The sequence below is a fragment of the Wolbachia endosymbiont (group A) of Limnophora tigrina genome (assembly GCF_964263225.1).
Taxonomy (GTDB): Bacteria; Pseudomonadota; Alphaproteobacteria; order Rickettsiales; family Anaplasmataceae; genus Wolbachia.
In genome coordinates this window covers 985,723-1,010,230 of record NZ_OZ181654.1, presented here as the reverse complement: position 1 = coordinate 1,010,230, position 24,508 = coordinate 985,723, and the positions used below count along the sequence as shown (strand labels likewise).

The following is a 24,508-nucleotide window of genomic DNA, read 5'->3' as shown; positions in this document are numbered from 1 at the left end:
AATAATATAATAAACTCTAATAAAAGTCAAATCATTGATTAAAAAATTAATATAATTAATTCTGTGAATGTCAAATAAATTCAAATAACATCAAAAAAAACTCACAGGATCAACATCTATTGTTACTGCAATATTTGAATTCAAGTTGTAATTTTTAATCCAATATTTTAGCTTTTTCTTTATAGATAAACTATGTTTATTGTGTATTTTGAGTAGCACTCTATACCGATATTTATTATTTAAGAAATTTATTGCTGCTGGTGATGGGCCAAAAATTTCGAGTTCTTTTTTTCTAGTCACGCACTGGAATGACAACGCAGAAGGAATAGTAGCTGAACATTGATCATGCAAAAAGCTTGTTATCTCACTTGCTGCTTTCTGCGTTGCAAATTGATCCTTACCGCAAACTATAAGCGCTATTAATCTACTAAATGGTGGCATTTTAGCTTTGCGTCTTGACTCAAGTTCAACTTCATAAAACAAATCCCTTTTTTGCTGCTGCAATGCTTTTATTATCAAACTTTCAGGATTATTAGTTTGCACTATTACCGTTCCTTTTTCGTTGAACCTCCCAGATCTACCCGCAACTTGATGCAATAATTGATACGTCTTTTCTGCTGCCCTAAGATCAGAATTTTCAAGTCCTAAATCTGCATTTATCACTCCAACCAAAGTTAACTTAGGGAAATTATGCCCTTTGGCAATCACTTGTGTACCGATTATAATATTCACCTCTTCCTTAAGCACTGAGTCAATGACGCTACCAAGCGACTTCTGATCGCTGCTGATAATCGCAGTTTTTGCATTTGGTATTAATTTCACTATTTCTTCAACTAACCTTTCAATTCCCACACCATAAAGAAGCAATGACTGCTCACTTTGACAATTGGAGCATTTTTCTGGAAGTTTTGATTGATAAGAACAATGGTGACACAAAAGGACGTTCTTCTTTTTGTGGTATGTAAGCCAGACAGAGCAATTTGAGCAGGAAATTTTGTATCCACACTTTTTACAAACTGCAAGTTGCGCGTATCCCCTGCGGTTTAGAAAGAGCATAACTTGCTGTTTTTTCTCTATGGTTTGTTTTATCCCTTCGAAAAGCTCATTGGAAATCCATTGCTTATTATTCACTACTTTTATATGCGGTAACTCCGCACCACCGAATCGTTCGGTTAGCTTTACATGATTGTAATTCCCTTTTTTAACGTGATAAATTGTTTCAAGCAGCGGAGTAGCTGATGATAAAATTATTGGAATGTTCTCAATTTTGGCTAAGATAATTGCCATATCTCGAGCATTATATATAATTCCCTGTTCTTGTTTAAAGGATGAGTCATGCTCTTCATCAATGATGATCAATTTTAGGTTTTTATAAGGTAAAAAAAGTGCTGACCTTGCCCCAATAATGATCTGCGCACTTCCATTTGCAATACTAAGCCAATTATTTCGGCGAGCTTTGGGAGTAAGTCCTGAATGCCACTCAGCTATATTGCCAGATGTCTGACTGCGAACACGATTTACCAATTGTGAAGTTAGGACAATTTCTGGCAGAAGGATAAGGACTTGTGCATTACCTCCTTCTGTTGTCATTCCAGTGCTTGGCAAAGGCAGTATGCTAAGTGTTACAGTGGGTTTTGCCTTAAATACAAAGGTGTCATTCCGGTGTTTATCCAGGAATTTTGATTCTAAATTAGGTATTGGTCTTAAATTAAAATAAACGTTTGTGATGAGATTATATGAAAAACTGGATCCCAGTGTCGGAGCACTGGGATGACAAGAGAAGAGAGCATTGGAATTGCAAAAAAAGTAGGCACTGGGATGACAGGAGAAGGAAACACTGGAATTACAGGAGAAGGATAGACAATGTTCGTAAATACTATGATTCTTAATTAACTGTGAAATTACAGAGAGATAAACTTCCGTTTTCCCAGACCCGGTTTCACCGTCAAGTAAAGTCACTGAATACTCATTCAAATTACTTATTACTTTATCGCGAGCTACTTGCTGTTCAGGGTTTAATTGGTAGTCTATTTTGCTTATTTCCTGCTTTTGTTCAGCATAAACTAGTTTATTTATTTGATTTACTTTTAGCACTCCCCCCATTATCACTTTCGCAAGCATACCAATAGGTATTACATTATACTGCGCAACCCACTCTGCAAATTCGATCAGTTTTGGTCTAATACTCGGTAAATCAATCTTTTGCTCAACAAATTTTAATTTCTGATCACTCTCGTCACTATATTTCCAAATTATTCCAATCAAACGCTTTCTGCCAAACGGCACCACTACGTAATCTCCAATTGAAACTTCAGTATCTTCCTCAACTGCATATGAAAATAGCTGATCAATTGGAAGTGGCAGTAATACGTCAACTGTTCTTGTCATAAGTTAGCGCTGTTTTTAGATACATAAAGAAGCCTTAATGCTTTTTTCATAGTACACAATTTATAATCATAAATATTGGAAATGTGAGGAAATTCTGTATGTTTAGCGATAAAATAGTCCTAGACTTTGAAATAGAAAAAGGTGACCGAATAGATCGGTGTTACTTCTCTACACGCATCAAACTTACAGATAAGAGCAAGAGTTTTCTACGTGAAAAGCTCGGTAAACCTAACAATTTAGATGATTACTTTAATCTTAATCCTGAGAATTTTTATATTTATTACAACAAATATAGTGGTCACTATGGTATAAATGAGCTATATGTCAGAGATGATAATGGTAGATATTTAGCTACTAAACTTCCACTTGATCAGAGCGGATTTTCGATAGAGTTATCATTCGACGAGGTGAATTATGGTTTTTATCCTCTGTATGCAATCTATAATCCCACTCAATATGACAAAAAGCAGGAAAAGAGCTTTGAAGATAATGGTGAATTGCAGCCGTTTGTGTCAAGTGTATTGGATTACTTTCTAAATGGCTTAACCATTCAAGATATGTTTTTGCAAATACAAAATGAGCTTGTTGAAAAAGAAACAAAATTAGAAGAAGACAGAAGAAAAGCAGAGGAAGAATTAAATCAAAAGAATGAAAAGTTAAGAGAACTCATAGAAAATGATGAGATTAAAGTACTTAAAGTAATAAAAGGCCATAGTATTGGGAATGGACGTTCAGCGGCAATTTTACAGCTTAATGGTGATCTTGATGCAAGTAAATACTACATAGCAGAGTATGAAAGCAATGAATACTTACATTGCACGAGCTCTGGTTATGACATACTGCTTGACCAGAGCGATTTATTTTTTGTTCTGAATAGCAGCTCTTATCTTGAACTTGAAAGCGGTTTCTACTCAATCCCTGAATTTAATTCTAGAAGCTATGCTAAATATCTCAATACTAAGAATCGGCTTTTCAGCGATGATCAACTATCTCAGCAGTTGTGCAAAAACAAGGTAAAGGCTGAATCTACAGTTAACGCATTTTTCTCAAGACTTATTTATAGTGAAAATTTTTAAGAGGTGGATATGAAATTTAAAACAAATTCTGAATATGATAAATCACAAACTTTGATTAAAAAATTATTTCCAAATAAAGAAAGTATAGTAATAAACGATCAGCTTACAATAGAAGTAAAATATGGGGGATTAGCTAGTTATACCCCTGAGTATATAAAACAAACTGTAAAAGATGCTTACGGAGCCTGGTCTGATAATTTCTATTCACAAAAAAGCGTTCATTCTGGTCCAGTAAAATTGCAGCTTTATGTGCTGAAAAATTACGATGATTACAAAGCTCACATCAAGGAACTTTCAGGTGGTAAGGACCATAGAGAATTATGGGGTGGTGGAACAGTAAGAGCACACGAAGCTGACGGCACGATAGCAAAGACTTTTATTGTTGGAGATGTAAATGGCTTACTTTGTGCAAAATCTAAAATTTTAATGGAAAAAATGAGCGATGCATTTCTTGAGTACTCTACCGGTAATATGGATACAGTACCTGAAGTTTTACGTACCGGTATGAAGCTTTTCATGTGGAGCTATGATGCAGCTAAAAAAGAAAGCACTCGCGATATGCATTATACAAAAGAAGCATACAATAAAATGCATGAATCTGGGCATGATACACCATATAAAATAGCAAGTATGTCTAACGACTATAGAATATCAGATTGCTTAGTGACATTCCTACAAGAAAAACATCCTCAATTCATAAAGCAATTGCTTACTGAGATGTCCTTCGATAGAGTAGAAGCGATATCAAAATTCAAGCATCTTTTGAATAACTCAGAAGTTGAAAAAGAATTTAAGCAGTGGATGGATGTAAAAAGTGGCGATAAAATTGTGGCAGATCTTGTGCCAGATAGTGAAGTTATGACTTTTGGCGAACACAAGCTTCAAATAAATATAAAATATGATGATGAGGAATTAACTCAGAGCAAATTGAGTAGTGTAAAAAATGCCATCGAGAGTACTATAAAAGATTTTGATTCAGCATTTGGCATTAATAATTCTCAGCTTTGGCACAACATACCAAATAAAGTTAATGTTTTCGTATTTAATACAAAGAGTGACTACGAAAATTATCTTAAGGAGTTGAACGTTAACTATAAAGGCGCTTCTGGCTTAACAGTTCAAGGGCGTGGCTCAGAAATTCATGTTTATTTTTATCTACAAGACCAATTTGATGACTCGTGTAAAACTTTGAAACACGAATTGGGACACGCCTTAACTATCATTAATTCCTATTATGGTACAGGTGATGTCTTATCTAAGGCTATGCATGAAGGGGTTGCTAACTATATGGCAAGTTTAGAAGATGGTCGGCATGTCAATGACCACGGAGATAAAGAGGCCTTGATTGCAATAAAGAATAAAGGTCTCAAACCAGATGAAATATTGCGCAATAATATTTGGAGTAATAAAGGGGAACATTATCATTCGGATGCTGAACAAGTGATCAAATTTCTTGAAGATAAACACCCAGATATGATTGATAATTTGCTCAAGAGCCTTTCTAAATCTGGTGCAAATAGGTCTCAAGGTAATAAATTATTTGAGGATTTTTTGGCTGAGCTGAAAGGTTATGATCAAGAATTTAAACAATGGGTTAAGGCTGAGCTGAGTGGTGAACAACATATGGAATATAATGTTGTTGAATCTAACAGTGTTGAAAGTTCAACAAGCCAACAAAGTGCAGGCAAGGGTCTATATGGTTATAGCCCAGTACATAATGTAAGTGGTGATAAAACCAAGATAGAATCTAAATCAAGTGTCAGTAGAGAAGATTCTATGCAACCTGCTAAAAAAGCGAGTGAAGACGAACAAGGAAAAGCTGTTACAACAAAAGTTATGAAGTATAATAAACAGCCTTTCTTAAAGGTGAATATTGATGACAATAATGTAGAAAATACTATAGGAAAAGTAAACGAGATAAATAAGGTAACAGGTGCGACTAGTTTACATTTTGCTGCTTCATTGGGAGATTTAAGCAAAGTAGCAACGCTACTAAAACACAATTCATATATTGATACAAGAGACCATAATGGACAAACGCCACTACATTATGCCATTCAGTCAGGAAATACGGAAGTAGCAAAATATCTTATTGATCATGGAGCAAATCTTAATGTTCATGACAATTATTATCAGAAAACTAATACTAAATATGTGTATTATAAGACACCTTTACACTATGCTATTGAGTCTGGAAATATAGAGATAGCTAAATACTTAATAGATCGTGGTGCAAATCCTAATATTCAAGATGCTTATTCCCAAACACCATTATACAGTGCTATTTATTCAGGTAATACAGAAATAGTGAAGTATCTATTAGATCATAACGCAGATTCTAATAGTAAAAGTTATTATACTTTTCCGTTACTTGCTGCTATTAAGCTAGGGAATTCGGAAATAGTTAAGAGTTTAATTGAGCATGGCGCAGATCTTGGTATCAAAAACACGTCAGCTCAAACACTGCTGCACTATGCAATTGAGCTAAAACATACGGAAATTGCTAAATACTTAATAGATCGTGGTATAGATGTTGATACCCGTGATATTAGCTCTGGTAAATCTCCACTACATTTTGCCATGCACATGAAAAATATGGAAGTAGTTAAATATCTCATAGAGCATAATGCGGATATTGATATTCAGGATAGCTACGGCTTAACACCTTTGCATCTTGCTGTTGATCTTGGGAATAAGAAGATGATAGAGCAGTTAGTTGAAAAAGGTGCGAATATTAATGCTCAGGATAATGATGGTTGGACACCTTTAGTTCATGCAGTGAGGCATGGAAAGTTAGATACAATAGAATATCTAATAAAAAACAAAGCTGACGTTGACGTTGTAGGCAAAGATGGCAGGACACTTGTTGAACATGCTGAGTCATGGGCAGAAGAGAAAGGACTAGCAAGAGATGTAATAGATAGCAAAGGCGATAATGATTCTTATTATCGTGAGCTTTCAAAAGAAGCTGCAACTTGGGAAAAAGCTGGAAAGGATATGCTTAGCTATCTCAAAAAAATTACTATGCAAGAAGAAGAATCTAACGATATAGACCAAATGCCAGCAGATCAACCTGCGAGTGAAGAAAGGAGTAAAAGATCGATAAGAGGAGACGAAGAGAAGCAAGAGGAAACAATTGTTATAGATAATGTGAAAGAAGAATCACAACATCCTTTAAAAATCAAAGTGGGTGAGGCTGTTGAAATAGGGAAATATAAGGTAGAACTGCAAGTTACGTATGATGATGTAAGAAATTTTTATGACACTATACGTGGTAAATATCATGATGGTAGTGGATACAATTATGAGCAAGTAATGGTTTTGTACAATGAAATTGTTAGGCCAGCATCACAGCATCATGATGAACCATTTACTCTTGCTGAGTCCTATATTGCAGATGGGCATCTATTTATTAAAAATCAAGATTTTGGAATTTTGAATGATTTTAATGAGATGTTCTATAAAAGTGATGAGTTTATGTAACATAAAAGGTGGATGAGAATTAATTGATATAAGGAATTAGATCTTCTATTTTTATTCCAGCGTTTCCTTATCCTGTCATCCCAGTGCTTCGACACTGGGATGGCTTTGTTGCATAGCACCTTAAGCAGTGATGGTTTACGACAAATTTATGTAATGATTTCAAATTTAGCCATACCAATACCTAATTTAGAATCAAAATTCCTAGATTCCAGTATCAAGTACTGGAATGACATCATCTACTATGCAACTTACTTTCAAAAATAAACGTTCCAGTGGTTTCATTTGCTTTCATCCCAGTGTTTCCTTCTCCTGTCATCCTATGGCTTGACCATAGGATGGCTTTGTTGCATCGCTCAAGTGAAAAGAACTGGCAGTTACTGACAAAATTCATTATAAATAGCCATTTAACTGTTGAAGAAAAAATATGCCACAAAAAATGAGAGTCAGTAACTGCCATGAATATAACAAATTTCTCCAAGAAAGAGGAAGCATTTTTTGTTATATCAATGACGCCATAGAAAATTGGTACGAGAATTGTCCAAAAATGCAGGGCGGCAACTATATTTATAGTGATAAAGTTGTGATTTTAGTGCATATAATCGTTAATCTTTTTAGAATTGGCTTAAGACAAACGGTAGGGTTTGTAAAAGGATATCTGCAACAAATAGGAAGAGATTTGCAGCTATTCACAAGCATCAAAAAAAACTTAATATTAAGATAAATGATTGCAGAAAATAATATAGAAGATATCGAAATTGCTATAGACAGTACAGGAATTAGTATATACAACAACACACAGCAAGGAAAATAGCACTGACAGAGTGGCTATGAGCAAACGAGAAAATTGCACGTAATGTTGAATATAAACAACAAAAAAGCCATAGCTGTAAAATACAGTAACGGTGTCTACTCTGATCACTTGTGATTTGCTAAAAGAAGTTGATTTTCAGCATGCCATAAAAGCACTATATGCAGATAGAGCATGTGATAGGCACAAGTTTTATAAGTTGTGTAACGAATATGATATAAAGACAAAAATTCCACCAATAAACAATGCGGCAGAACATCCAGAAATAGATTATATGTCTGACAGAAATGCTGCTATTAGGTTAATAAAATTATATGGACAAGATGGTGTAAAAGAGTGGAAAAAGGAAGCAATTTATGGAAAAAGATCTTATATTGAAGGGTTTTTCTCAAGATTAAAGCAAATATTCGGATTTAGTTTTAGGAATAAATCTGAGATAAATCGAGAAAAAGAACTAAATGCTATTTGCTTAATAAATTCACTGATATTGGTGTGGCTAAATTTGAGATAGTTACATGAATTTACCATAAATCACCATCTCATAAAGTGTGATGCAACAAAGCCAATCGGGAGTCGCAATAGTAAAAGTGAAAGAAATCTTCAAAGTAGAACTATCCCCCAAAGCTGCACATGGACATAGAATATCCTTTATCAGGGATGGACGTAAACATTGAAGATCTTCCCCTAGAGCTGGATATAGATATAAAGTCATTTATACCATTACCTATATTCGAGAAAAATATCACATGCCAAGAACCTTGTCAAAATTATATAATCTATCTCTAGAGCAGGTTATTGAGAATGTCAATCCACATAAAAGAGCCAGGTATTCCTAACACCACTAAACTCACAAATTCATTTGCTAGAGTTTATAAGTTCTTGTTTATAATAATTTTATTATATCGTAAAACCATCTATATCGGCCTATTTAAACAGTATTTTACTTTCCTTAAGGATTTTTTAAAGATCACCTATTGAATTCTATGATATTATTTTTTGTGAGATTGTTATACACGTTATAGCAAGGAAGGCAGAGAGATTTGTTAAGTAGTTTTTGCATCTATATGAGCTACTTGAATAATGGTTACAATATAATTGTACAGCATGAGCTGAGTTCGCTTAGCCCTTATCTACATATTCAGTTCCACCAACAGTTATTGCATCGACCTTGAGTGTTGGCTGACCAACTCCAACAGGCACATTTTGTCCGTCTTTTGAGCACGTACCAACACCAGGATCTAACTTTAGATCATTACCAATCATTGATACTTTTTTTAGCACTGTTGGCCCATCACCAATTAGCGTTGCTCCTTTGACTGGTTGTGTAATTTTACCATTTTTTATTAGGTAAGCTTCCGAAGATGAGAAAACAAATTTTCCTGATGTTATATCAACTTGTCCACCACCAAAATTTACTGCATATAGGCCTCTCTTTACACTGGATATTATTTCTTCTGGTGTATATTTTCCTGGCAACATATAGGTGTTTGTCATGCGTGGCATGGTAACTTCTTTGTAACTTTCTCTTCTACCATTACCAGTTGGGCTTACACCCATGAGTTTAGCGTTCATATGATCTTGCATATATCCTTTTAGAATTCCATCTTCTATAAGCACATTATAGCCAGGTAAAGTACCTTCATCGTCTATGCTAATAGAACCACGCAAATTAGGTAGAGTTCCATCATCAATTACAGTAATGTTACTGGCTGCCACTTGTTTACCCATAGAATTTGAAAATGCCGAGATTCCTTTACGGTTAAAATCACCTTCAAGTCCATGACCTACAGCTTCATGCAATAATATTCCTGGCCAACCTGAACCTAAAACAACTGTCATCTCTCCAGCCGGAGCTGGAATTGCCTCAAGATTTACCAGCGCTTGCTCTAACGCTTGATTTGCAACTTCTTTCCACTTCTTCTCAGAAACAAACTTACTATAAGAGTCTCTTCCACCGTGCCCTGAAGAGCCTTTCTCAGCTCGGCCATTTTTCTCTAGGATGACTAATACATTAAAACGTACCAAAGGCCTAATATCGCTTAACCTGTGATCACCCTTTATTATTTGTACAACTTGCCATTCTCCACTTAGAGTTATTTTTACTTGCTTCACGTAGTTATTCTTGGACCTTACATACTCATTAACCTCATTGAGTAGTTTAATCTTTGAGTTCAGATCCATTTCATTTATGGGATTAATCTTTGAATACAGCTCTCTTGTTCCCTCATTTAAGTTTATTGAATTTGTTTTGTTTAAAGATACTGAGTTTTTCACTATAGAAGCAGCGTTACTAATTTCCTTTTCGCTAATTTCAGAAGAGCAAACAAAAGACGTACTATCCTCACAAAAGGACCTTAACCCAAATCCCCTTCTGATATTCAAATCCATGTGTTTCAATATGTTATCATCAAAAACCAGGGACTCTGATTGGCAAAACTCTAAAAATAGCTCACCACCATCACTATTGCTCAAAGCGTTGTTGACTATTTTATATACATTATTAATATTAACATTGTTCTGAGCAAAAAATATTTGATCTAGATTTGGCATTACCTTTGAGCTAAAAATTGTTTAAGTATATTATTTAATTTTAACATAGTAAATCACAAAAAGCCCGGGTGGCGGAATTGGTAGACGCGCTAGCTTCAGGTGCTAGTAACTTTTTAAGTTGTGGAAGTTCAAGTCTTCTCTCGGGCACTCTATATTGATTTTTGAGTTAATTAATGCTATAATATAACATATTTACTATACTTAAGTTTATGAGTTGCGACAAAGAGAGGCTTGTTTACAGAAAGAAAATAAGAACTTATTCAAAACGCTTAGTTACTGCATTATCTATTGCTTCTTTGAGTGGGTACATAGCAGCATTAGCTTTGAATATTTCTGCCTTAAGCTTGTATTTTACTATTGCCAGCACTATACTAAGTGCACTTTCTCTTGTCTTAAATGTATGGTCATTAACTGATCATTTCAGGCAGCGTGACCTTAATAAGCAACTCGTTCCTCGGCAAGAGAAACTAATGAAGATCTGTCTTGATATTGCATCTAGCGTTTCATTTTTAATAGGAGGAATAATATATATATTGCCTCTCGAATCTCCTATTATTCCTTTCATTTCTACTGCTTTTTTTATTCTAGGCTGTACCTTTATGGCAACCAATTTCGTTTGTACTATGATTAGTCAGCCGCAAATAGATGAAAGTAATAATCTAAAATCTAGTAGTCATTTGAACATTTAATCCACGATAGCTGTCTAATTATCACATGTTAATAAATTAGCTTATTTAACTTGACAAATTACGCCATCCCCCTTACTATGAAAGTAAGAGTATTTATCCTTGTTTTTAATCTCCGCGGATTTAATAACAAAATTCAGTAAAAAACTCAGACATTTATTGGCAAATTACATAAAAATTATAGCGGCTGCATGTCTTTTAAATTTTTTCTACATTCAGCCAAATCGCGCTTATTTTAAGCGTTAGCACATTATCAATTTACATTATTAAAACTCGCTATACGGGGGGTTTTTTGTCTTTTTTTTATTTAGTAAATTTCTTAATATTTGTAGCTAAAGTAATTTTAGAGAGCCAGCGCGTGACGCTGGTTCCTGGATCCCAGTGTCGGAGCACTGGGATGACAACAAAGGGCTACTTGAATGATACCCATATTCCAGCATTTGATGCTGAAATCCAGAAATTTTTACTATAAACAAGCATATTGAGCACAAAATTATGCTAAAACACAACGTTTTTTGAGATTACGGAAAGCCAGTGTAAGCTACTTGGATGACATCAAAGAGAGGGTACTGGGATTACACAAAAAGGGCTACTTAAATGACAGGATAGATAGAACTGGCATGAATTGGATTTGAGTAACTCAAATGACCAATGAAAACTGTAACCCTAAACATTGAAGCACTATTATGCACTAAATGATAACTTTCATACACTTGTCATGGTAGTCGTGAAAGAAATAATTCATACAATAAGCATGAATGAAATGATTTGGAAATTTATATATTATAAAGTATTAATAGTTAGTTAATTTATGAGGTGGAGACATGGGCTATAAGCTAAGAAAAAGAGAATATGATTATAATGAAAGTTTATTTAAAGAGATAGGCATTCAAGTGCAAGAAGTAGAAGGTCGTAACTTCTTAGAAATATCTAATATAATAGCAAAAATTATAGAAGGTTATCAATAAAGTGTCACCCAGATAAACCAGGAGGTAGCGATGAAAAAATACAGGCCCTTAACAGAAATAAAGCAGCACTTTTGCAATATATTAAACCACTAAGTGGAAAGAATCAGGGATTAATCATTCCTGAGGAATGGAAAAGGTATTTACAATCAATTTAGCAAGGTCAGAATGATAAGCATACAAAGTATTATGTTGTTTTTAGTTTAGTAAGCTTCCTACTGTTCATCTCGTCATTAGTGTCGTATATTTACTTGGGGTGTAAGCTATATAAGGCTGCTAATTTTACTGATACACCTGGCATTTTGTTTAGTGCGAGCCTAATAACATTTGTTACAACTTTTTTCTTATCTATTTATTTGATATCACCTTTAATGAAAGAAATTGTAGATTTGCAAAATTCTCAACGGGAACAAAGTGAAAATTTAGATCAAGAAGAGAGATGGGAAGAAATATTAAAAAGTAAAAGATTTAAATATTTCATTTTTACGTGTCCGTTCAGCAGAGCGGCAAAATAAGGTAGACAAAGCAAGATAATAAAGATAATCATAGGGTAAATATGAGGTAATATGGTAAACCTTTTAGAACTCTGCAAAAATTTACAGCAAAAAATAGAAAAGTTAGAAGCAAAAATAGAAAGATTGGAAAGAGAGAATGAAAGTTTAAAAGCAGAGCATGAGGCTTTAAAGATAGAGAACGCTGAATTAAAGGAAAGGCTAGGTTTAAATTCAAAAAACTCATCAATTCCCAATTCAAAAGAATTATACAAAATGAAAAAGGAAAAGCCAAAAAGCGAAAGAAAGATTGGTGGTCAAGTTGGGCATAAGGGTAATTATCGTGCTAAAATGGAAGCAGATGAGGTGATAAAGATAGAGTTGTCACCTACTTGCGAATGCGGAGGGAAGATTGCAATATGCGAAAAACCTTATATTCATCAGAAAGTAGATCTTCCGGAGATTAAGGCTTATGTAATGGAATATCAGTTGGAACATGGCCGTTGTCAGAGATGCGGAAAAAGAAGAAGTAGCAAGTTACCAGAGGGTGTTACGCCAGATACATTTGGCCCAAGGGTTAAGTCAGTAGTTGCAGCACTCAGTGGGTTTTATAAAAATTCAAAGCGCGAAGTAGCTAGCATCATAAATGATATCTTCAATTTGAACATAAGCGTCGGTAGCATATCAAATAGTGAACATAGAGTTGCTTCAAAATGCAAAAAAATGTATGAGCAGATCGAACAAGAGATAAGTAGGAGTAAAGTTCTACATATTGATGAAACGAGCCATTATAACAAAGGTAAACTCGCTTGGTGTTGGATGTTTGCAAGCAATACGGCAAGTTTTGTGAAGTTGACAGAGTCAAGGGGAATGAAAGTTTTAAAAAATAGTGTATGCTGCAATCGTAATAGCTTGGTAGTAACCGACAGATATGCAGCATACAACTACTTTGCTAATGAAAGAAGGCAAATCTGTTGGGCACACTTAGCAAGGGATTTTGAAAGATTAGCGCATAGTTGGAAATTTGAAGTTAAAGTTCTGGGCTGTTACTTGAGAAATGTAGCCACTGAGTTATTTGCACTGAAAAAAGCTTTACTAAAAAATGAGATAGATGTTTCAAGATTTATTAGACGTGCCAAGAAATTGCGAAAACGTACAAGGTATTATTTGAAGGAAATATCTCGCTTACCTGAAGCAATTGGAGCGTCTCGAGTTGCAAAGAATATTTTGAAATCTGAAAGAATGATGTGGAAATTTTTAGATGACCCAGAAAATACTCCGCTGACAAATAATCACGCTGAACGGCAAATACGGCATTATGTCGTTTATCGCAAAAATTCATATTTTACACAATCAGAACGAGGAAACTCATTCCTTGAGCAAATAATTTCGTTATACTTAACATGGAAACAGAGGAGGCTAAACCCTTTTCACAATCTTCTATCTATCGTTTCTTAAACCACTCTGCTGAACGGATACATTTTTACTTCCCAATGTTCGAGTTATCTCCCTCCTATTTTATTAATAGCAGGTTTGGTGTTACAGTATCAATCTAGTTGCGTAGACAGTAAAATACTCATTGGATTTGCTACAGTACTAGGTTGTAGTTTATTACTACACTTAGCAAGTGAAATCTACTAGAGAAAAGTTGTAAATCTTGTAAAAACTGAAGGAATAGGTGATGAACAAAATGTACCTATAGGAGCATCAACCGAAAAGCCAAGCAGCATTGTAAATCCTGATGGTGCTTTTAACGTCTCGGCTCATCAAGTAGGTTGATTATTCTCCATACTCAAATCTCTGGCTAAAAATAACGAGCCACAAATTAGTATGGTTTTGACGTTTTGAATAGAGGCTTTTAGTATGTGATTTGATATTGCATCACCGATTGATTCACATTCAATAGCATTTACTCCTATATTATTAGCTCCTTCTCTGATTAAATCTGTACTTGTTGCTTTAGGTTCAGATTTAACACAAACGGCGCATAGTAGTTTGATGTATGGCTTTAAGTGCTCTAAGAACTCTGCGACGTTTCTGTTACGAGTGACACCAAAGATCATATAAACACCTTCAGCAAAATTGTCTTTTACCCACCTAGCTAACACTCTGGCACCATCATTGTTGTGTGCACCATCTAGAAATAATTGCCAATCTTTTGGTAATAAAGAAATTAAATTACCTTCTTTTATAGACTCTAGCCGCGCAGGCCAATAAGTGCTCTGTAAACCTGAAGCAATGTCCTCTTCTCCAATATCAAATCCATATTTTCCACTCAAAATGCTACATGCTGCAATGGCGTTTCCTGCATTGATTATTTGGTGTTCACCCTTTAAAGATGGCAAAGAAAATTCTATTGATTGAATAGCCGATTGAAAGACCATTCTGTTATTCTGTTTTTCGCAATTCCATTCAAGTCCTCCTCTATACAGAGGAGATTTCTTATTTATTGCATGATGCTCTAGCGTGTTCATTATAGATTTTTCTTGTGGTGCTATTACGCAAGGAACATTAGGTTTCATTATTCCAGCCTTTTCACCTGCTATGGTTTCTACGGTAGGACCAAGATATTCTGTATGGTCAAGGGCAATTGAAGTGATGATCGTTAGAATTGGATTATCTATAACATTTGTTGCATCAAGCCTTCCACCCAGACCCACTTCAACTAAAGTAATATCAGCTTTATGACGAGAAAAAGCTAAGAAGGCTGCAGTCGTTGCGGCTTCAAATAGAGTGATGGGTTGTTCTGCGACTGCTATACGGCATTCTTCTAGTGAGTTATGTAATTCACTATCATCGATATCATTGCCTGCAATAACTATTCTTTCATTAAAATTCACTAAATGTGGAGAAGTGTAGGTATGAACTTTATACCCTGCTGCTTGCATTATATATCTTAGAAATGATAGTGTCGATCCTTTGCCATTAGTGCCAGCTATGTGAATTATTGGCGGTATTTTTTTCTCAGGATTGCCTAATCTATTGAGAGAGCTTTTTATGCGATCAAGAGAAAAATCCTTTGGTCTACTGCCAAGCGGCTTAGGCCAATGAGGCATGTATATCATAGATTATTGTTACATTTTAATTCATCTATTACACTTGCCATGCCGTGCGTGTCGATTTTTTCACTAAATTGAGAACGTTGATTAATAGCAATACTTATCCCACTCATTACAACATCGTTTATTAAGAAAGAATTGTCATTTTTAGTCACTTTAAAGTCAATGTTTGTAAATTCCTCATCACCATAAGAAAATCTTGTTCCTATCAGACAAGTTTCATCGTCAACTGCTTTTGTACTCATTATGATCATTTCACTATTATTTATGTATTTATACAAAATTTTAGCGCACAAGCGCGCGAGATATACTTCATATTCTTTTAGAAACTCTTCTTTTTCTTTCTGAGTAGATAAATTCCAATATTTCCCTATGACAAATCGAGATATTCCTTTGAGGTCAACATTATTCTGAATAATTTTCAGAAGTTCTTCTTGTACATGTTCTAGATTTTTTCTATTCCCTTTCATAGACGTGTTGTCTACTTGCTGCTTCATGGCAAGCACAAAAGTTTTGTGCCCTATACAATTCGCGTAAGCACTTGAGGAGATTACAATAAAAATGGTTAAGAACTTAATAAGATTCATAAGATATATTTATTAGCTATGATACTTAAAATGCAAAATTTAACAAAGGCAAAATAATGATCGCTAGTTTTAATATATCTATAGACATACTCTATATAAATAATCTATAATTAATTTAGGGGTCTGTGCTATGCGTTATGAGTTAAGTTAAATTTCCCGAGCGATAATTTCTGATCAAGGGAATTGCCTCTGTTAATTTCATTGAAATTAGTACGTGATGCCCACCTTAACTTTAGGTCTCAGGAATCTACTAAGACTGACGGTAGATATGGATCCCTTTTCCATTATTTAGGTTTATGTTACACCAATACAAAGAACAAGGTGTTTTTTTCTGTTCATCTCATGAGATATTTCAAGTTGTAATTGACGTTGAGAAGTATCCTGATTTTGTTCCTTGGTGCAAAGCTGTTTATATAAAAGAAAAAACTGATAGCCAAATGATTGTGGACCTCCTTGCAGCTTTTCATGGCATTAAAGGAAGTTACACATCAGAAGTGACCTTTCTTTCTCCAAATGGAGCAAATAAAAGTTGGATAAAAGCTGTGTCGTCAAATGGAATATTTAAACATTTATACAACGAATGGAAATTCACTCCTATAGATGAAAGTAAAACTATGGTAGAGTTCTATATAAAGTTTGAATTTAAATCCAATTTGTTTTCCACCTTATTAAACTCAGTTTATAAATACACACAAAGTAAAATAATTGCTGCATTTAAAGACAGAGTAGAAAGTGTTGCCGAGAAAAAGTTATCTTGACATTATTTATATAAATGCATAAATTCTTTAATAAGTTAAGTGTTTCCATTGTAATGATTTTTAGATTATTGTTCTTACTTATTTTTATAAGTGTTAGTTCTTATGCAGCTATTGAACAAAACTTACCCAACACTCAAAAAACTGATGAAATAACATCAAAAGAACTACTGTCACTACTGCCTGATGATAAATTATTAGGTGATCCAAAAGCACCAATTTTAATGATAGAATATGCTTCGCTCACTTGTTATCACTGTTCTCTTTTTCATAAGAAAGTTTTTCCTAAAATCAAAGAGAAGTATATAGATACAGGTAAGATGTTATACATATTCCGTCATTTTCCTCTAGATTACAGAGGATTAAAAGCTGCAATGCTAAGTTATTGCTATGAAAAAGAAGAAGACTATTTTAATTTTAACAAAGCTGTGTTTAATGCAATAGACTCGTGGAACTACTCTAATTTTAGTGATTTAACTATACTACAAAAAATTGCTGCACTAAGCAATTTGAAGCAAGATGTATTTAACCAATGCATTAATGATAAAAAGATGATGGACAAAATTATAAATGATAAATCACTTGCAATTAATAAACTTGGTATAACAGCTACTCCAGTATTTATCGTCAAGCTTAACAATAATAAATCATATGTAGAGAATAATAAAATTAAACATGAAGGATATAGAGAGCTGGAATATTTCACTAATGTAATAGATGAGTTATATGGAAAAGCTATAGTGAAGTAATAACACTTTAGCTTACCATATAAAAACCCTATGCTGAATCAGTATTTTTTGATACTGTTTGTTGCTTTTTACGCTCAAACTCTCTTTTTTTACTGTGCCAAGCATAATAATACATAGCAATTTTATTCTCTATTAATACTATCGTTCCATCATAAAATTGGACCATATCCATAACTTTTTTCTGAGCTTCGTTAAAGCGTTCTTTGTACTTCTCGCGATAAGCTGGATTGTGCAGTAATTTCACTCCTTCATTATTATTAGATTTCTTGCTTAACGTTTCAACTTCGTTAGCAATGTTATAAGACATATAACCCCCTCTAATTGATTATAAAAATTACATTTTAAGAGAGATGTAAATAAACGATCCCTTAATTCTAGTATAACAATTGGTTATTATACTAGTTAACCATAGTAAAATATATAATAATCTTTGTCACTTAAAATTTTACTTTATAAAATAACAACTTAAAATAAAAAAATTTTATTATTCTTAACTCTATTGTTATATTTATAAATCTTATATAGATTAAACCTCCTTAGTTTATATTATAAAACTTAATGCGTCATAACTTTAGCAGAAAATCGTTGTACATAAGAAGCTTATTTGCAAAAGAGTATAAAAAAATAGAAGAACATTGTACTCTTGATAAGAAACAACGTATTCAAATCACTCCTGAAGAAGGAAAATTATTAAATTTATTTATCAAAATCCATAAAGTTAAAAGCATAGTTGAAATTGGCACGTTATATGGTTATTCGTCAATTTGTATGGTAAAAGCTTTACCGAAAGATGGTCATATATATACAATAGAAAATAATCCTCAACACTCAAGAATAGCAAAAAAAAATTTTAGTGCTTTTAATCTAAGTGATAAAATTACTCTAATAGAAGGTGATGCACTGGAAAAAATTAATGAATTATCAGCAAAGGCACCATTTGACATGATATTCATCGATGCTGACAAAAGTAGTTATCCTAAGTATTTAGATTGGGCAGAGTCATACATTAAACAAGATGGGCTAATCGTTGCAGATAACACTCTATTATTTGATACAGTATTTTTAGAATCTCCTCCAAAAGAAGTATCAGAAAAGTCATGGCGTGCTATGAGAGAGTTTAACGATAGATTGTCAGATGAAAAAAAATATTTCTCCATATTGATTCCTACTGACGAAGGAATGACTGTAGCTTTAAAACTCACGCAAGTTAAAAATCAAGGTCAGCGTAATGTCTAGGGGGAGTTAAGCCAAAAACTCTCTCTAATAATATTTCGCGAAAACAAGGCCTTGATTTAACAATGGAGTACCATTCTTTTAAAATCTTACTTTTTTCCCATGGGAAACTATTTACGTAGTCTATTATAGAAATATGTGATGCTAAAGTAATATCGGCTAAAGTGAACTTATCGGTTGCAAGCCAAACGTTCTTGTTAATTAAGTGTTCGATGTATTCCATATGGCAAGGCAGGTTATTCTGAGCTGCATGAAGAAATCTAGAGTCAGGGCTGCGGTTAGTAATTACTTTTTCATTCATAATATACTTAGTAACTTCATTGTAAAATTTGCTATCGAACCAATTGATTAAAGCGCGTATTTTAGACTTAATAATAGTGGATGAACCAAGTAATTTGACGTCGCTATTGTAAGTCTCTTCTATATATTCACAAATGGCATTACTATCCGCTATTACAAAGTTATTATCTATTAATACTGGTACTTGTCCGATTGGATTGATCTCCATGAATTCATTCCGCTTTTCCCATGGATTTTCATATACCAAATCACAACTCAGCTTTTTTTCCTTGAGAAGAGCTCTAACTTTTCGTGAAAACGGACAAAGAGGAAAATGATATAAAATCATAATATTCCTCTTTTGTTATTCCAATACCTATATGTTGTCATTCCAGTACGTGACATTGGAATCCAGCTTATTTCATTATGTTTAACATATACTCCTAGAATCCATTGTCCATTGTATAATTTCCAAATATTTTTATACTTGAATCCCAGTACAACTGTACGAACATTGTAGTCTGAGAGCAATCCCCACCGGAAGGGTGTCATTTCAGTGCGTGACACTGGGATGGCTTTGTTGCATCGCTCAAGTGAAAAGAACTGGCAGTTACTGACAAAATTCATTATAAATAGCCATTTAACTGTTGAAGAAAAAATATGCCACAAAAAATGAGAGTCAGTAACTGCCATGAATATAACAAATTTCTCCAAGAAAGAGGAAGCATTTTTTGTTATATCAATGACGCCATAGAAAATTGGTACGAGAATTGTCCAAAAATGCAGGGCGGCAACTATATTTATAGTGATAAAGTTGTGATTTTAGTGCATATAATCGTCAGTTTCTTTAGAATTGGTTTAAGACAAACAGTCGGGTTTATAAAAGGATATCTGCAACAAATAGGAAAAAATTTGCAGCTATTCACAAGCATCAAAAAAAACTTAATATTAAGATAAATGATTGCAGGATTGATAAAAGCAACATGGAAAATATTGAAATTATCATAGATAGCACAAATTTACAGTAACACTCCTGGCCACAGTAAGGAAAACAGTGCAGATAGAAAGTACCGAAGCTACGAGCAAGTAAGAAAGTTACATGTTATGTTAAGTGTGAATAGTAAAAAAGCTATAGCTGCAAGATACAGTAATGGCGTCTACTCTGACCACTTGCGATTTGCTTGAAGAAGTTAATTTTCAGCACAAAATAAAAGCATTATATGCAGATAGGGCATACGATAGGCAAAAACTTTATAAATTGTGTAAGAAATACGATATAAAGACAAAAGTTCTACCAAAAAAGGATGCAGCAGAACATTCAAAAATAGATTATATGTCTGACAGAAATGCTGCTATTAGGTTAATAAAATTATACGGTGAAGATGGCATGAAAGAATGGAAAAAGAAGTAAATTATGGGAAAAGATCTTATATAGAAGGATTTTTCTCAAGATTAAAGCAAATATTCGGATTTAGTTTTAGGAATAAATCTGAGATAAATCGAGAAAAAGAACTAAATGCTATTTGCTTAATAAATTCACTGATATTGGTATGGCTAAATTTGAGATAGTTACATGAATTTACCATAAATCACCATCTCATAAAGTGTGATGCAACAAAGCCATCCCAGACTGGGATGACAGGAAAAAAAGGCATTCTGATGACACTATTAGTGATGATTGTTTTTATACAGAGTTTTTTCCTTTTAACTCTTACCAAAAGAAATTGCCTGAAGGTAATAAATTTTTGGTGCCAATGAGGAAAGAGGTGGTTTCTAATCTAAAGTTTTTACTAGCCAATGAAATCGCGCGATTTGCAACAGATCTTATTAAAGAGCAAAAAAAAGAAGACAAAAAATCGGAACTAGGTTTTGAGGAGCTACCAAATGATATAGAGAAGGAGATAGAAAAGTATGTAGATTATAATATAATTGATGAAGTCTTTGATAAGGGATCTTATCTATATGGTGCGGAGTGTGTTGATAGAAATTTGCAACGTTCTTTTGTAGATTTGCTCTCATCGAGGATAACAGGTTATGAAAATGGTCCTAAAAAAACTAAGGATTTTTTAGAAGAGAAAGGAAATTATGTATATCTAAAGAAAAGCATTTTTGATAATCCTAAGCTTGTTAAAGACATAGTAAAGCATATAGTATCTCTGACATGCCGTTGTTTTGATACTCCAAATACCGAGGATGATAATCCAAATACCGAGGATGAAATGAATAAAACTCTGAAGTTCGCAATTGTTGATTTAATTTGTAAGGCACTACCGCACCTACCAATTGATTCTATGTGGCATACTTCCCATAAAGAAAGTGAAGATGAGTATTCAATTTTGGCTCCTGTTATTGATTATGATAATTACATAGAGTTTTTAAATGAAAAAGAAGTTGATCATATTAATAATAAGGTGTTTGGTGGTACAAAAGTATTGCGTGATGTAAAAGATGATATTGCAGAAAGAGGTCTGCCAACATATGGTGACGGACGAATATATGCAATAGACTTTTTTAACCGAGACATTGCTTACTGCGTGATGGATAAGATCATAGAGAGCTCTGTAATCAATGAGGATTATAAACTGTCCATTGATCCTGCGCGTGTGCCAGCTATGAAACCACAAACTCTTGCCCCTTCTGAAGAAAAAGTAGGGACGGATGGACCAAGTGCAGATACAAGTGCAGATAGTGGTTTTGGTGATTCACCTAAGAATTCAGTTATAGGTAAATCACATGCTAAAAACTCAAGCAAATTCCTTAGGCCCGACTACTATGGTGAAGGTAAAGGTGGGGATGATGCTTCGGCTAAAGATAGTGGCTTTGGCCCTTCTTCAGCACGATCTTCAGCACGATCTTCTTTTAATAAGCCCAAAACAACATTTAACCAACCTTCTATATCACAGCCTGACCAATGTTCTGCAAAAAAGCAGACATCAACTAGTAATACCAACTCCAGTTACAAAACAAACAAATAGACAATATGTGTGATGAAGTTATACTCAAGCAGGTATAATCATTGAGGTTAAGAATGGCACTAAGGTCAAAATTATTAGATGAAAAAGTTGTAAACTTGGCAAAAGAAATGTTAAAAAAGGTGAGAAATAACGCATATGTTTCAAAAAAATTACAGGCTGTAATTGCAGCGAAAAAATATAGTATATCAGAGGTAGCAAGGGTATGGTGTATCTCAAGAACTGCGCTGAAAGAATGGATAAAACATTTAAAATTTGGAAGGGTAGAAAGATTGTTTGTCCCACCTGAACGGCGAAAAAAAAGTATATTAAACCAGAGTCAACGCAAGCAAATCGAGATGTGGGTGGAGAAAAATCCAAACATTACTATCAAGGAAGTAAGGTTAAAAATCCAGAAAGAATTTGCTTTAAATATTAGTAAATCTACAGTACACAGTGAAGTACAAAAGATGAAGTTTTCTTACATCACGCCACGTCCAGTGCACCATAAACAAGACAAAAACAAGCAAGAAGAGTACAAAAAAAAATCTCAATAAAATTGTACAGAAGAACCCAAAAAAGGAGATATTTTTCTTCGATGAATCGCGATTTGGAACACACTCGAAAGTTGGGCACGGATGGTTTAAAAAGGGATCAAGAACACAAATTAAAGTAAAAATTGGTAGGGAAAATTTCTATCTTTACAGCGCAGTAAATTACAGGAGCGGAGAGGACTGTAGCTTACTTTTTCCATATGTAAATACCGACTGTATGAACATATTTTTAGAACAGATGTCGAAAAGCTTGGGAAACAAAGAGGCCTTTCTTATCATGGATTGTGCCAGTTGGCATAAGTCAAAAAGTCTAAAAATTCCAGAAAATATTACTATAATTTATTTACCTCCATACTCACCTGAACTGAACCCTCACTTTTACCCACAAATAAAAAAGTGAGTAAAATGGATACCAAATAAATTTGGGATTAAAATGAGTGAAGTAAGTACAAATGTGCAATATACTGATGGCTTAGGGGATAAATGGCTGGAAAGAGAGTTAAAACACGTTAATTTAGGAGATACAAGACTTAATAAGAGACTTATTAAAACAGGCTATTGTATAGAGGGTAAGGCGTCTGGATCAATTAATCAAAGCTGTAGTGGATGGAAAGAAGCTAAGGGTGCATACAGATTATTTAGCAATGAAAAGCTTAAGGATAAGGAAATTTATTCTTCCCATTACAAAGAAACTATGGAGAGAATGAAAGGAAATCAGTTTGTTTTTTCAGTTCAAGATACAAGTTATTTGGATTTTGACTCTCATATAAAAACTAAGAGGCTAGGTAGTATTTCTAAAGCTTATACGAAGCATAAAATGGGTTTACTGTTGCACAGTGCCTTAATAGTCAGCAAAGACGGATTGCCTTTAGGTCTATCTTCTCAACAATGTTGGGCACGTTCTATTAGGGAAAAAGAAACGTCACAAGAAAAAGCAAACAGGAAATACCGTACCTCCATAGAAGAAAAAGAAAGTTATAAGTGGATAACAGCTCTCAAAGAAAGCATAAACAACCTTCCTGCAAATGTACAACTTGTTACCCTTGGTGATAGAGAGGCAGATATCTTCAAATTTTTATGGATCACTGAGACATTAGGTAGTTTTTATGTAATCCGTAATCGAACTAATAGAAGATTTATCTGTACTGAAATTGGAAAAACAGATTTGCAAACACGCATCACTCAACTGCCAGTAAAGAAGAAAATTTCTCTAGAAGTTAATAAAGGTGGAAACCAAAGATCAAGGAAAGCTAATATTGAAGTTAAGTATATGAAAGGCTATATACCTATCAGATCTTCTTCAATTTATGGATCAAAAGACACAGTGCATAAAATAAGTGATAAAATCCCTGTATATGTGGTAAGTGCAAAAGAAACAAATCCTCCTGAAGGATTGGAAGCTATTGATTGGACTTTGCTGACTAATGTACCAGTTAATAGCACTTTAGATGCTATAGAAAGGATAAATTGGTATAAGCTAAGATGGAAAATTGAGGAGTATTTCAGGGTTTTAAAATCAGGATGTAAAATAGAAAGCTCTCGTTTAACTACAAAGGAAAGGCTACAGAAATTAATTGCTATAAAGAGCATTATTGCATTTAAAATTTTATATTTAACAAAAGTCGCTTTATCAAATCCCATGGAAACCTGTACTAAAATTTTAAGCAACGAAGAGTGGAAGGCCCTTTTCATACGTGAGCATAAAGTAGCTACATTGCCAGAAGAACCTCCAAACATAAAACAAGCTATTATTTGGTTAGGAAAATTAGGTGGATTTATGAATAGAAAAAGTGATAATTTACCAGGGGCTATGACTCTATGGCGGGGCTATGAAAATCTTAAGGAGAGCATAGTTATGCTTCACATCATGACCTCTCAAAATTGTGGGTAAAAG

21 protein-coding genes, 1 tRNA gene, 1 other RNA gene and 1 pseudogene are annotated in these 24,508 nt (G+C 33.9%); 18 read left to right on the top strand and 6 right to left on the bottom strand.

What is annotated here, in order from left to right; genetic code table 11:
• Window positions 1-90: 90 nt before the first annotated feature.
• A complete protein-coding gene (gene priA, locus ACE38P_RS04650; RefSeq protein ID WP_374699593.1) occupies window positions 91-2,388 on the bottom strand; it encodes a primosomal protein N' in 2,298 nt (765 codons plus the stop codon).
• A gap of 98 nt (window positions 2,389-2,486) precedes the next feature.
• Here priA and ACE38P_RS04645 point away from each other — a divergent pair, with 98 nt between their 5' ends.
• The 4 genes from ACE38P_RS04645 (at window position 2,487) to ACE38P_RS04630 (ending at window position 8,266) form a co-directional block, all read left to right on the top strand.
• Window positions 2,487-3,464, top strand: a complete 978-nt coding sequence (locus ACE38P_RS04645; RefSeq protein ID WP_264376140.1) for a hypothetical protein — start codon at window positions 2,487-2,489, stop codon at window positions 3,462-3,464.
• Between the two features lie 9 nt (window positions 3,465-3,473).
• Entirely contained in the window at window positions 3,474-6,947 is a 3,474-nt protein-coding gene (locus ACE38P_RS04640) for an ankyrin repeat domain-containing protein (protein ID WP_374699592.1), read from the top strand.
• A gap of 424 nt (window positions 6,948-7,371) precedes the next feature.
• Entirely contained in the window at window positions 7,372-7,668 is a 297-nt protein-coding gene (locus ACE38P_RS04635; RefSeq protein WP_264730231.1) for a transposase, read from the top strand.
• 181 nt (window positions 7,669-7,849) lie between these two features.
• Window positions 7,850-8,266 (top strand): transposase, encoded by a 417-nt coding sequence (locus ACE38P_RS04630; protein WP_374699591.1) that lies wholly within the window; start codon window positions 7,850-7,852, stop codon window positions 8,264-8,266.
• Between the two features lie 608 nt (window positions 8,267-8,874).
• Here ACE38P_RS04630 and tldD read toward each other — a convergent pair.
• Entirely contained in the window at window positions 8,875-10,305 is a 1,431-nt protein-coding gene (gene tldD / locus ACE38P_RS04625; RefSeq protein WP_264686764.1) for a metalloprotease TldD, read from the bottom strand.
• Between the two features lie 62 nt (window positions 10,306-10,367).
• Between tldD and ACE38P_RS04620 the strand changes: the two genes are divergently transcribed.
• From ACE38P_RS04620 to tnpC, 5 genes are all read left to right on the top strand, one after another.
• Window positions 10,368-10,452, top strand: a tRNA-Leu gene (locus tag ACE38P_RS04620).
• A gap of 62 nt (window positions 10,453-10,514) precedes the next feature.
• Window positions 10,515-10,994 carry a DUF4231 domain-containing protein gene (locus ACE38P_RS04615; protein ID WP_264376144.1) on the top strand — a complete coding sequence of 160 codons (480 nt, stop codon included), beginning with the start codon at window positions 10,515-10,517 and terminating at the stop codon, window positions 10,992-10,994.
• 821 nt (window positions 10,995-11,815) lie between these two features.
• The gene (locus ACE38P_RS04610) at window positions 11,816-11,959 is read left to right on the top strand and encodes a hypothetical protein (protein ID WP_264686763.1); all 144 of its coding nucleotides are present in this window, start codon (window positions 11,816-11,818) and stop codon (window positions 11,957-11,959) included.
• Window positions 11,960-12,327: 368 nt separating this feature from the next.
• On the top strand, window positions 12,328-12,471 hold the full coding sequence (locus ACE38P_RS04605) for a hypothetical protein (protein WP_374699590.1): 144 nt from the start codon (window positions 12,328-12,330) through the stop codon (window positions 12,469-12,471).
• Window positions 12,472-12,522: 51 nt separating this feature from the next.
• Complete coding sequence (gene tnpC / locus ACE38P_RS04600) at window positions 12,523-13,905, top strand: IS66 family transposase (protein ID WP_374699327.1); 1,383 nt, start codon at window positions 12,523-12,525, stop codon at window positions 13,903-13,905.
• A gap of 308 nt (window positions 13,906-14,213) precedes the next feature.
• On the opposite strand, the gene ACE38P_RS04595 is transcribed toward tnpC, so the two are convergent.
• Both ACE38P_RS04595 and ACE38P_RS04590 read right to left on the bottom strand, forming a co-directional pair.
• On the bottom strand, window positions 14,214-15,512 hold the full coding sequence (locus ACE38P_RS04595) for a bifunctional folylpolyglutamate synthase/dihydrofolate synthase (protein WP_064085350.1): 1,299 nt from the start codon (window positions 15,510-15,512) through the stop codon (window positions 14,214-14,216).
• Window positions 15,509-16,093, bottom strand: coding sequence for a phospholipid-binding protein MlaC (locus tag ACE38P_RS04590; RefSeq protein WP_179945643.1), 585 nt, complete (start codon window positions 16,091-16,093; stop codon window positions 15,509-15,511). Before ACE38P_RS04590 ends, ACE38P_RS04595 begins: the two co-directional genes overlap by 4 nt.
• 117 nt (window positions 16,094-16,210) lie before the next feature.
• Between ACE38P_RS04590 and ssrS the strand changes: the two genes are divergently transcribed.
• From ssrS to ACE38P_RS04575, 3 genes are all read left to right on the top strand, one after another.
• A non-coding RNA gene (gene ssrS / locus ACE38P_RS04585) (6S RNA) lies at window positions 16,211-16,372 on the top strand.
• A gap of 17 nt (window positions 16,373-16,389) precedes the next feature.
• On the top strand, window positions 16,390-16,851 hold the full coding sequence (locus tag ACE38P_RS04580) for a type II toxin-antitoxin system RatA family toxin (protein ID WP_254229976.1): 462 nt from the start codon (window positions 16,390-16,392) through the stop codon (window positions 16,849-16,851).
• A gap of 53 nt (window positions 16,852-16,904) precedes the next feature.
• Window positions 16,905-17,597 (top strand): thioredoxin domain-containing protein, encoded by a 693-nt coding sequence (locus tag ACE38P_RS04575; RefSeq protein ID WP_179945644.1) that lies wholly within the window; start codon window positions 16,905-16,907, stop codon window positions 17,595-17,597.
• Between the two features lie 28 nt (window positions 17,598-17,625).
• Here the strand turns inward: ACE38P_RS04575 and ACE38P_RS04570 are convergent, their stop codons facing one another.
• The gene (locus ACE38P_RS04570) at window positions 17,626-17,904 is read right to left on the bottom strand and encodes a DUF2671 domain-containing protein (RefSeq protein ID WP_010403908.1); all 279 of its coding nucleotides are present in this window, start codon (window positions 17,902-17,904) and stop codon (window positions 17,626-17,628) included.
• A gap of 251 nt (window positions 17,905-18,155) precedes the next feature.
• Between ACE38P_RS04570 and ACE38P_RS04565 the strand changes: the two genes are divergently transcribed.
• Window positions 18,156-18,833, top strand: a complete 678-nt coding sequence (locus ACE38P_RS04565; RefSeq protein ID WP_264686759.1) for an O-methyltransferase — start codon at window positions 18,156-18,158, stop codon at window positions 18,831-18,833.
• On the opposite strand, the gene ACE38P_RS04560 is transcribed toward ACE38P_RS04565, so the two are convergent.
• Window positions 18,805-19,458 (bottom strand): glutathione S-transferase family protein, encoded by a 654-nt coding sequence (locus ACE38P_RS04560; RefSeq protein WP_010403901.1) that lies wholly within the window; start codon window positions 19,456-19,458, stop codon window positions 18,805-18,807. The two genes, ACE38P_RS04565 and ACE38P_RS04560, sit on opposite strands and share 29 nt — an antisense overlap.
• Before the next feature lie 311 nt (window positions 19,459-19,769).
• On the opposite strand from ACE38P_RS04560, the gene ACE38P_RS04555 reads away from it, so the two are divergent.
• The 5 genes and pseudogenes from ACE38P_RS04555 to ACE38P_RS04535 all read left to right on the top strand — a co-directional run bounded on the left by ACE38P_RS04555 (window position 19,770) and on the right by ACE38P_RS04535 (window position 24,505).
• The gene (locus tag ACE38P_RS04555; protein ID WP_265041731.1) at window positions 19,770-20,066 is read left to right on the top strand and encodes a transposase; all 297 of its coding nucleotides are present in this window, start codon (window positions 19,770-19,772) and stop codon (window positions 20,064-20,066) included.
• 193 nt (window positions 20,067-20,259) lie between these two features.
• Window positions 20,260-20,520 (top strand): transposase, encoded by a 261-nt coding sequence (locus ACE38P_RS04550; protein ID WP_374699589.1) that lies wholly within the window; start codon window positions 20,260-20,262, stop codon window positions 20,518-20,520.
• A 355-nt stretch (window positions 20,521-20,875) separates the two neighbouring features.
• Entirely contained in the window at window positions 20,876-22,084 is a 1,209-nt protein-coding gene (locus tag ACE38P_RS04545) for a hypothetical protein (RefSeq protein WP_374699588.1), read from the top strand.
• Between the two features lie 53 nt (window positions 22,085-22,137).
• Window positions 22,138-22,987: pseudogene (locus tag ACE38P_RS04540) on the top strand (IS630 family transposase); the annotation flags it as partial.
• A gap of 60 nt (window positions 22,988-23,047) precedes the next feature.
• Window positions 23,048-24,505: an IS4 family transposase gene (locus ACE38P_RS04535; protein WP_374699293.1), complete on the top strand. Its 1,458-nt coding sequence runs from the start codon at window positions 23,048-23,050 to the stop codon at window positions 24,503-24,505.
• The last annotated feature ends 3 nt before the right edge of the window (window positions 24,506-24,508 follow it).

Excerpts from the sequence above, each read along its gene's own strand:
- ACE38P_RS04570 (WP_010403908.1), bottom strand. The coding sequence starts at position 17,904 with ATGTCTTATAACATTGCTAACGAAGTTGAAACGTTAAGCAAGAAATCT.
- ACE38P_RS04610 (WP_264686763.1), top strand. The coding sequence starts at position 11,816 with ATGGGCTATAAGCTAAGAAAAAGAGAATATGATTATAATGAAAGTTTA.
- ACE38P_RS04635 (WP_264730231.1), top strand. The coding sequence starts at position 7,372 with ATGCCACAAAAAATGAGAGTCAGTAACTGCCATGAATATAACAAATTT.
- ACE38P_RS04565 (WP_264686759.1), top strand. The coding sequence starts at position 18,156 with ATGCGTCATAACTTTAGCAGAAAATCGTTGTACATAAGAAGCTTATTT.
- tldD (WP_264686764.1), bottom strand. The coding sequence starts at position 10,305 with ATGCCAAATCTAGATCAAATATTTTTTGCTCAGAACAATGTTAATATT.
- tnpC (WP_374699327.1), top strand. The coding sequence starts at position 12,523 with ATGGTAAACCTTTTAGAACTCTGCAAAAATTTACAGCAAAAAATAGAA.
- ACE38P_RS04555 (WP_265041731.1), top strand. The coding sequence starts at position 19,770 with ATGCCACAAAAAATGAGAGTCAGTAACTGCCATGAATATAACAAATTT.
- ACE38P_RS04590 (WP_179945643.1), bottom strand. The coding sequence starts at position 16,093 with ATGAATCTTATTAAGTTCTTAACCATTTTTATTGTAATCTCCTCAAGT.
- ACE38P_RS04595 (WP_064085350.1), bottom strand. The coding sequence starts at position 15,512 with ATGATATACATGCCTCATTGGCCTAAGCCGCTTGGCAGTAGACCAAAG.
- ACE38P_RS04575 (WP_179945644.1), top strand. The coding sequence starts at position 16,905 with ATGATTTTTAGATTATTGTTCTTACTTATTTTTATAAGTGTTAGTTCT.
- ACE38P_RS04640 (WP_374699592.1), top strand. The coding sequence starts at position 3,474 with ATGAAATTTAAAACAAATTCTGAATATGATAAATCACAAACTTTGATT.
- ACE38P_RS04560 (WP_010403901.1), bottom strand. The coding sequence starts at position 19,458 with ATGATTTTATATCATTTTCCTCTTTGTCCGTTTTCACGAAAAGTTAGA.
- ACE38P_RS04535 (WP_374699293.1), top strand. The coding sequence starts at position 23,048 with ATGAGTGAAGTAAGTACAAATGTGCAATATACTGATGGCTTAGGGGAT.
- ACE38P_RS04615 (WP_264376144.1), top strand. The coding sequence starts at position 10,515 with ATGAGTTGCGACAAAGAGAGGCTTGTTTACAGAAAGAAAATAAGAACT.
- ACE38P_RS04580 (WP_254229976.1), top strand. The coding sequence starts at position 16,390 with ATGTTACACCAATACAAAGAACAAGGTGTTTTTTTCTGTTCATCTCAT.
- ACE38P_RS04605 (WP_374699590.1), top strand. The coding sequence starts at position 12,328 with ATGAAAGAAATTGTAGATTTGCAAAATTCTCAACGGGAACAAAGTGAA.
- priA (WP_374699593.1), bottom strand. The coding sequence starts at position 2,388 with ATGACAAGAACAGTTGACGTATTACTGCCACTTCCAATTGATCAGCTA.
- ACE38P_RS04645 (WP_264376140.1), top strand. The coding sequence starts at position 2,487 with ATGTTTAGCGATAAAATAGTCCTAGACTTTGAAATAGAAAAAGGTGAC.
- ACE38P_RS04550 (WP_374699589.1), top strand. The coding sequence starts at position 20,260 with ATGGCGTCTACTCTGACCACTTGCGATTTGCTTGAAGAAGTTAATTTT.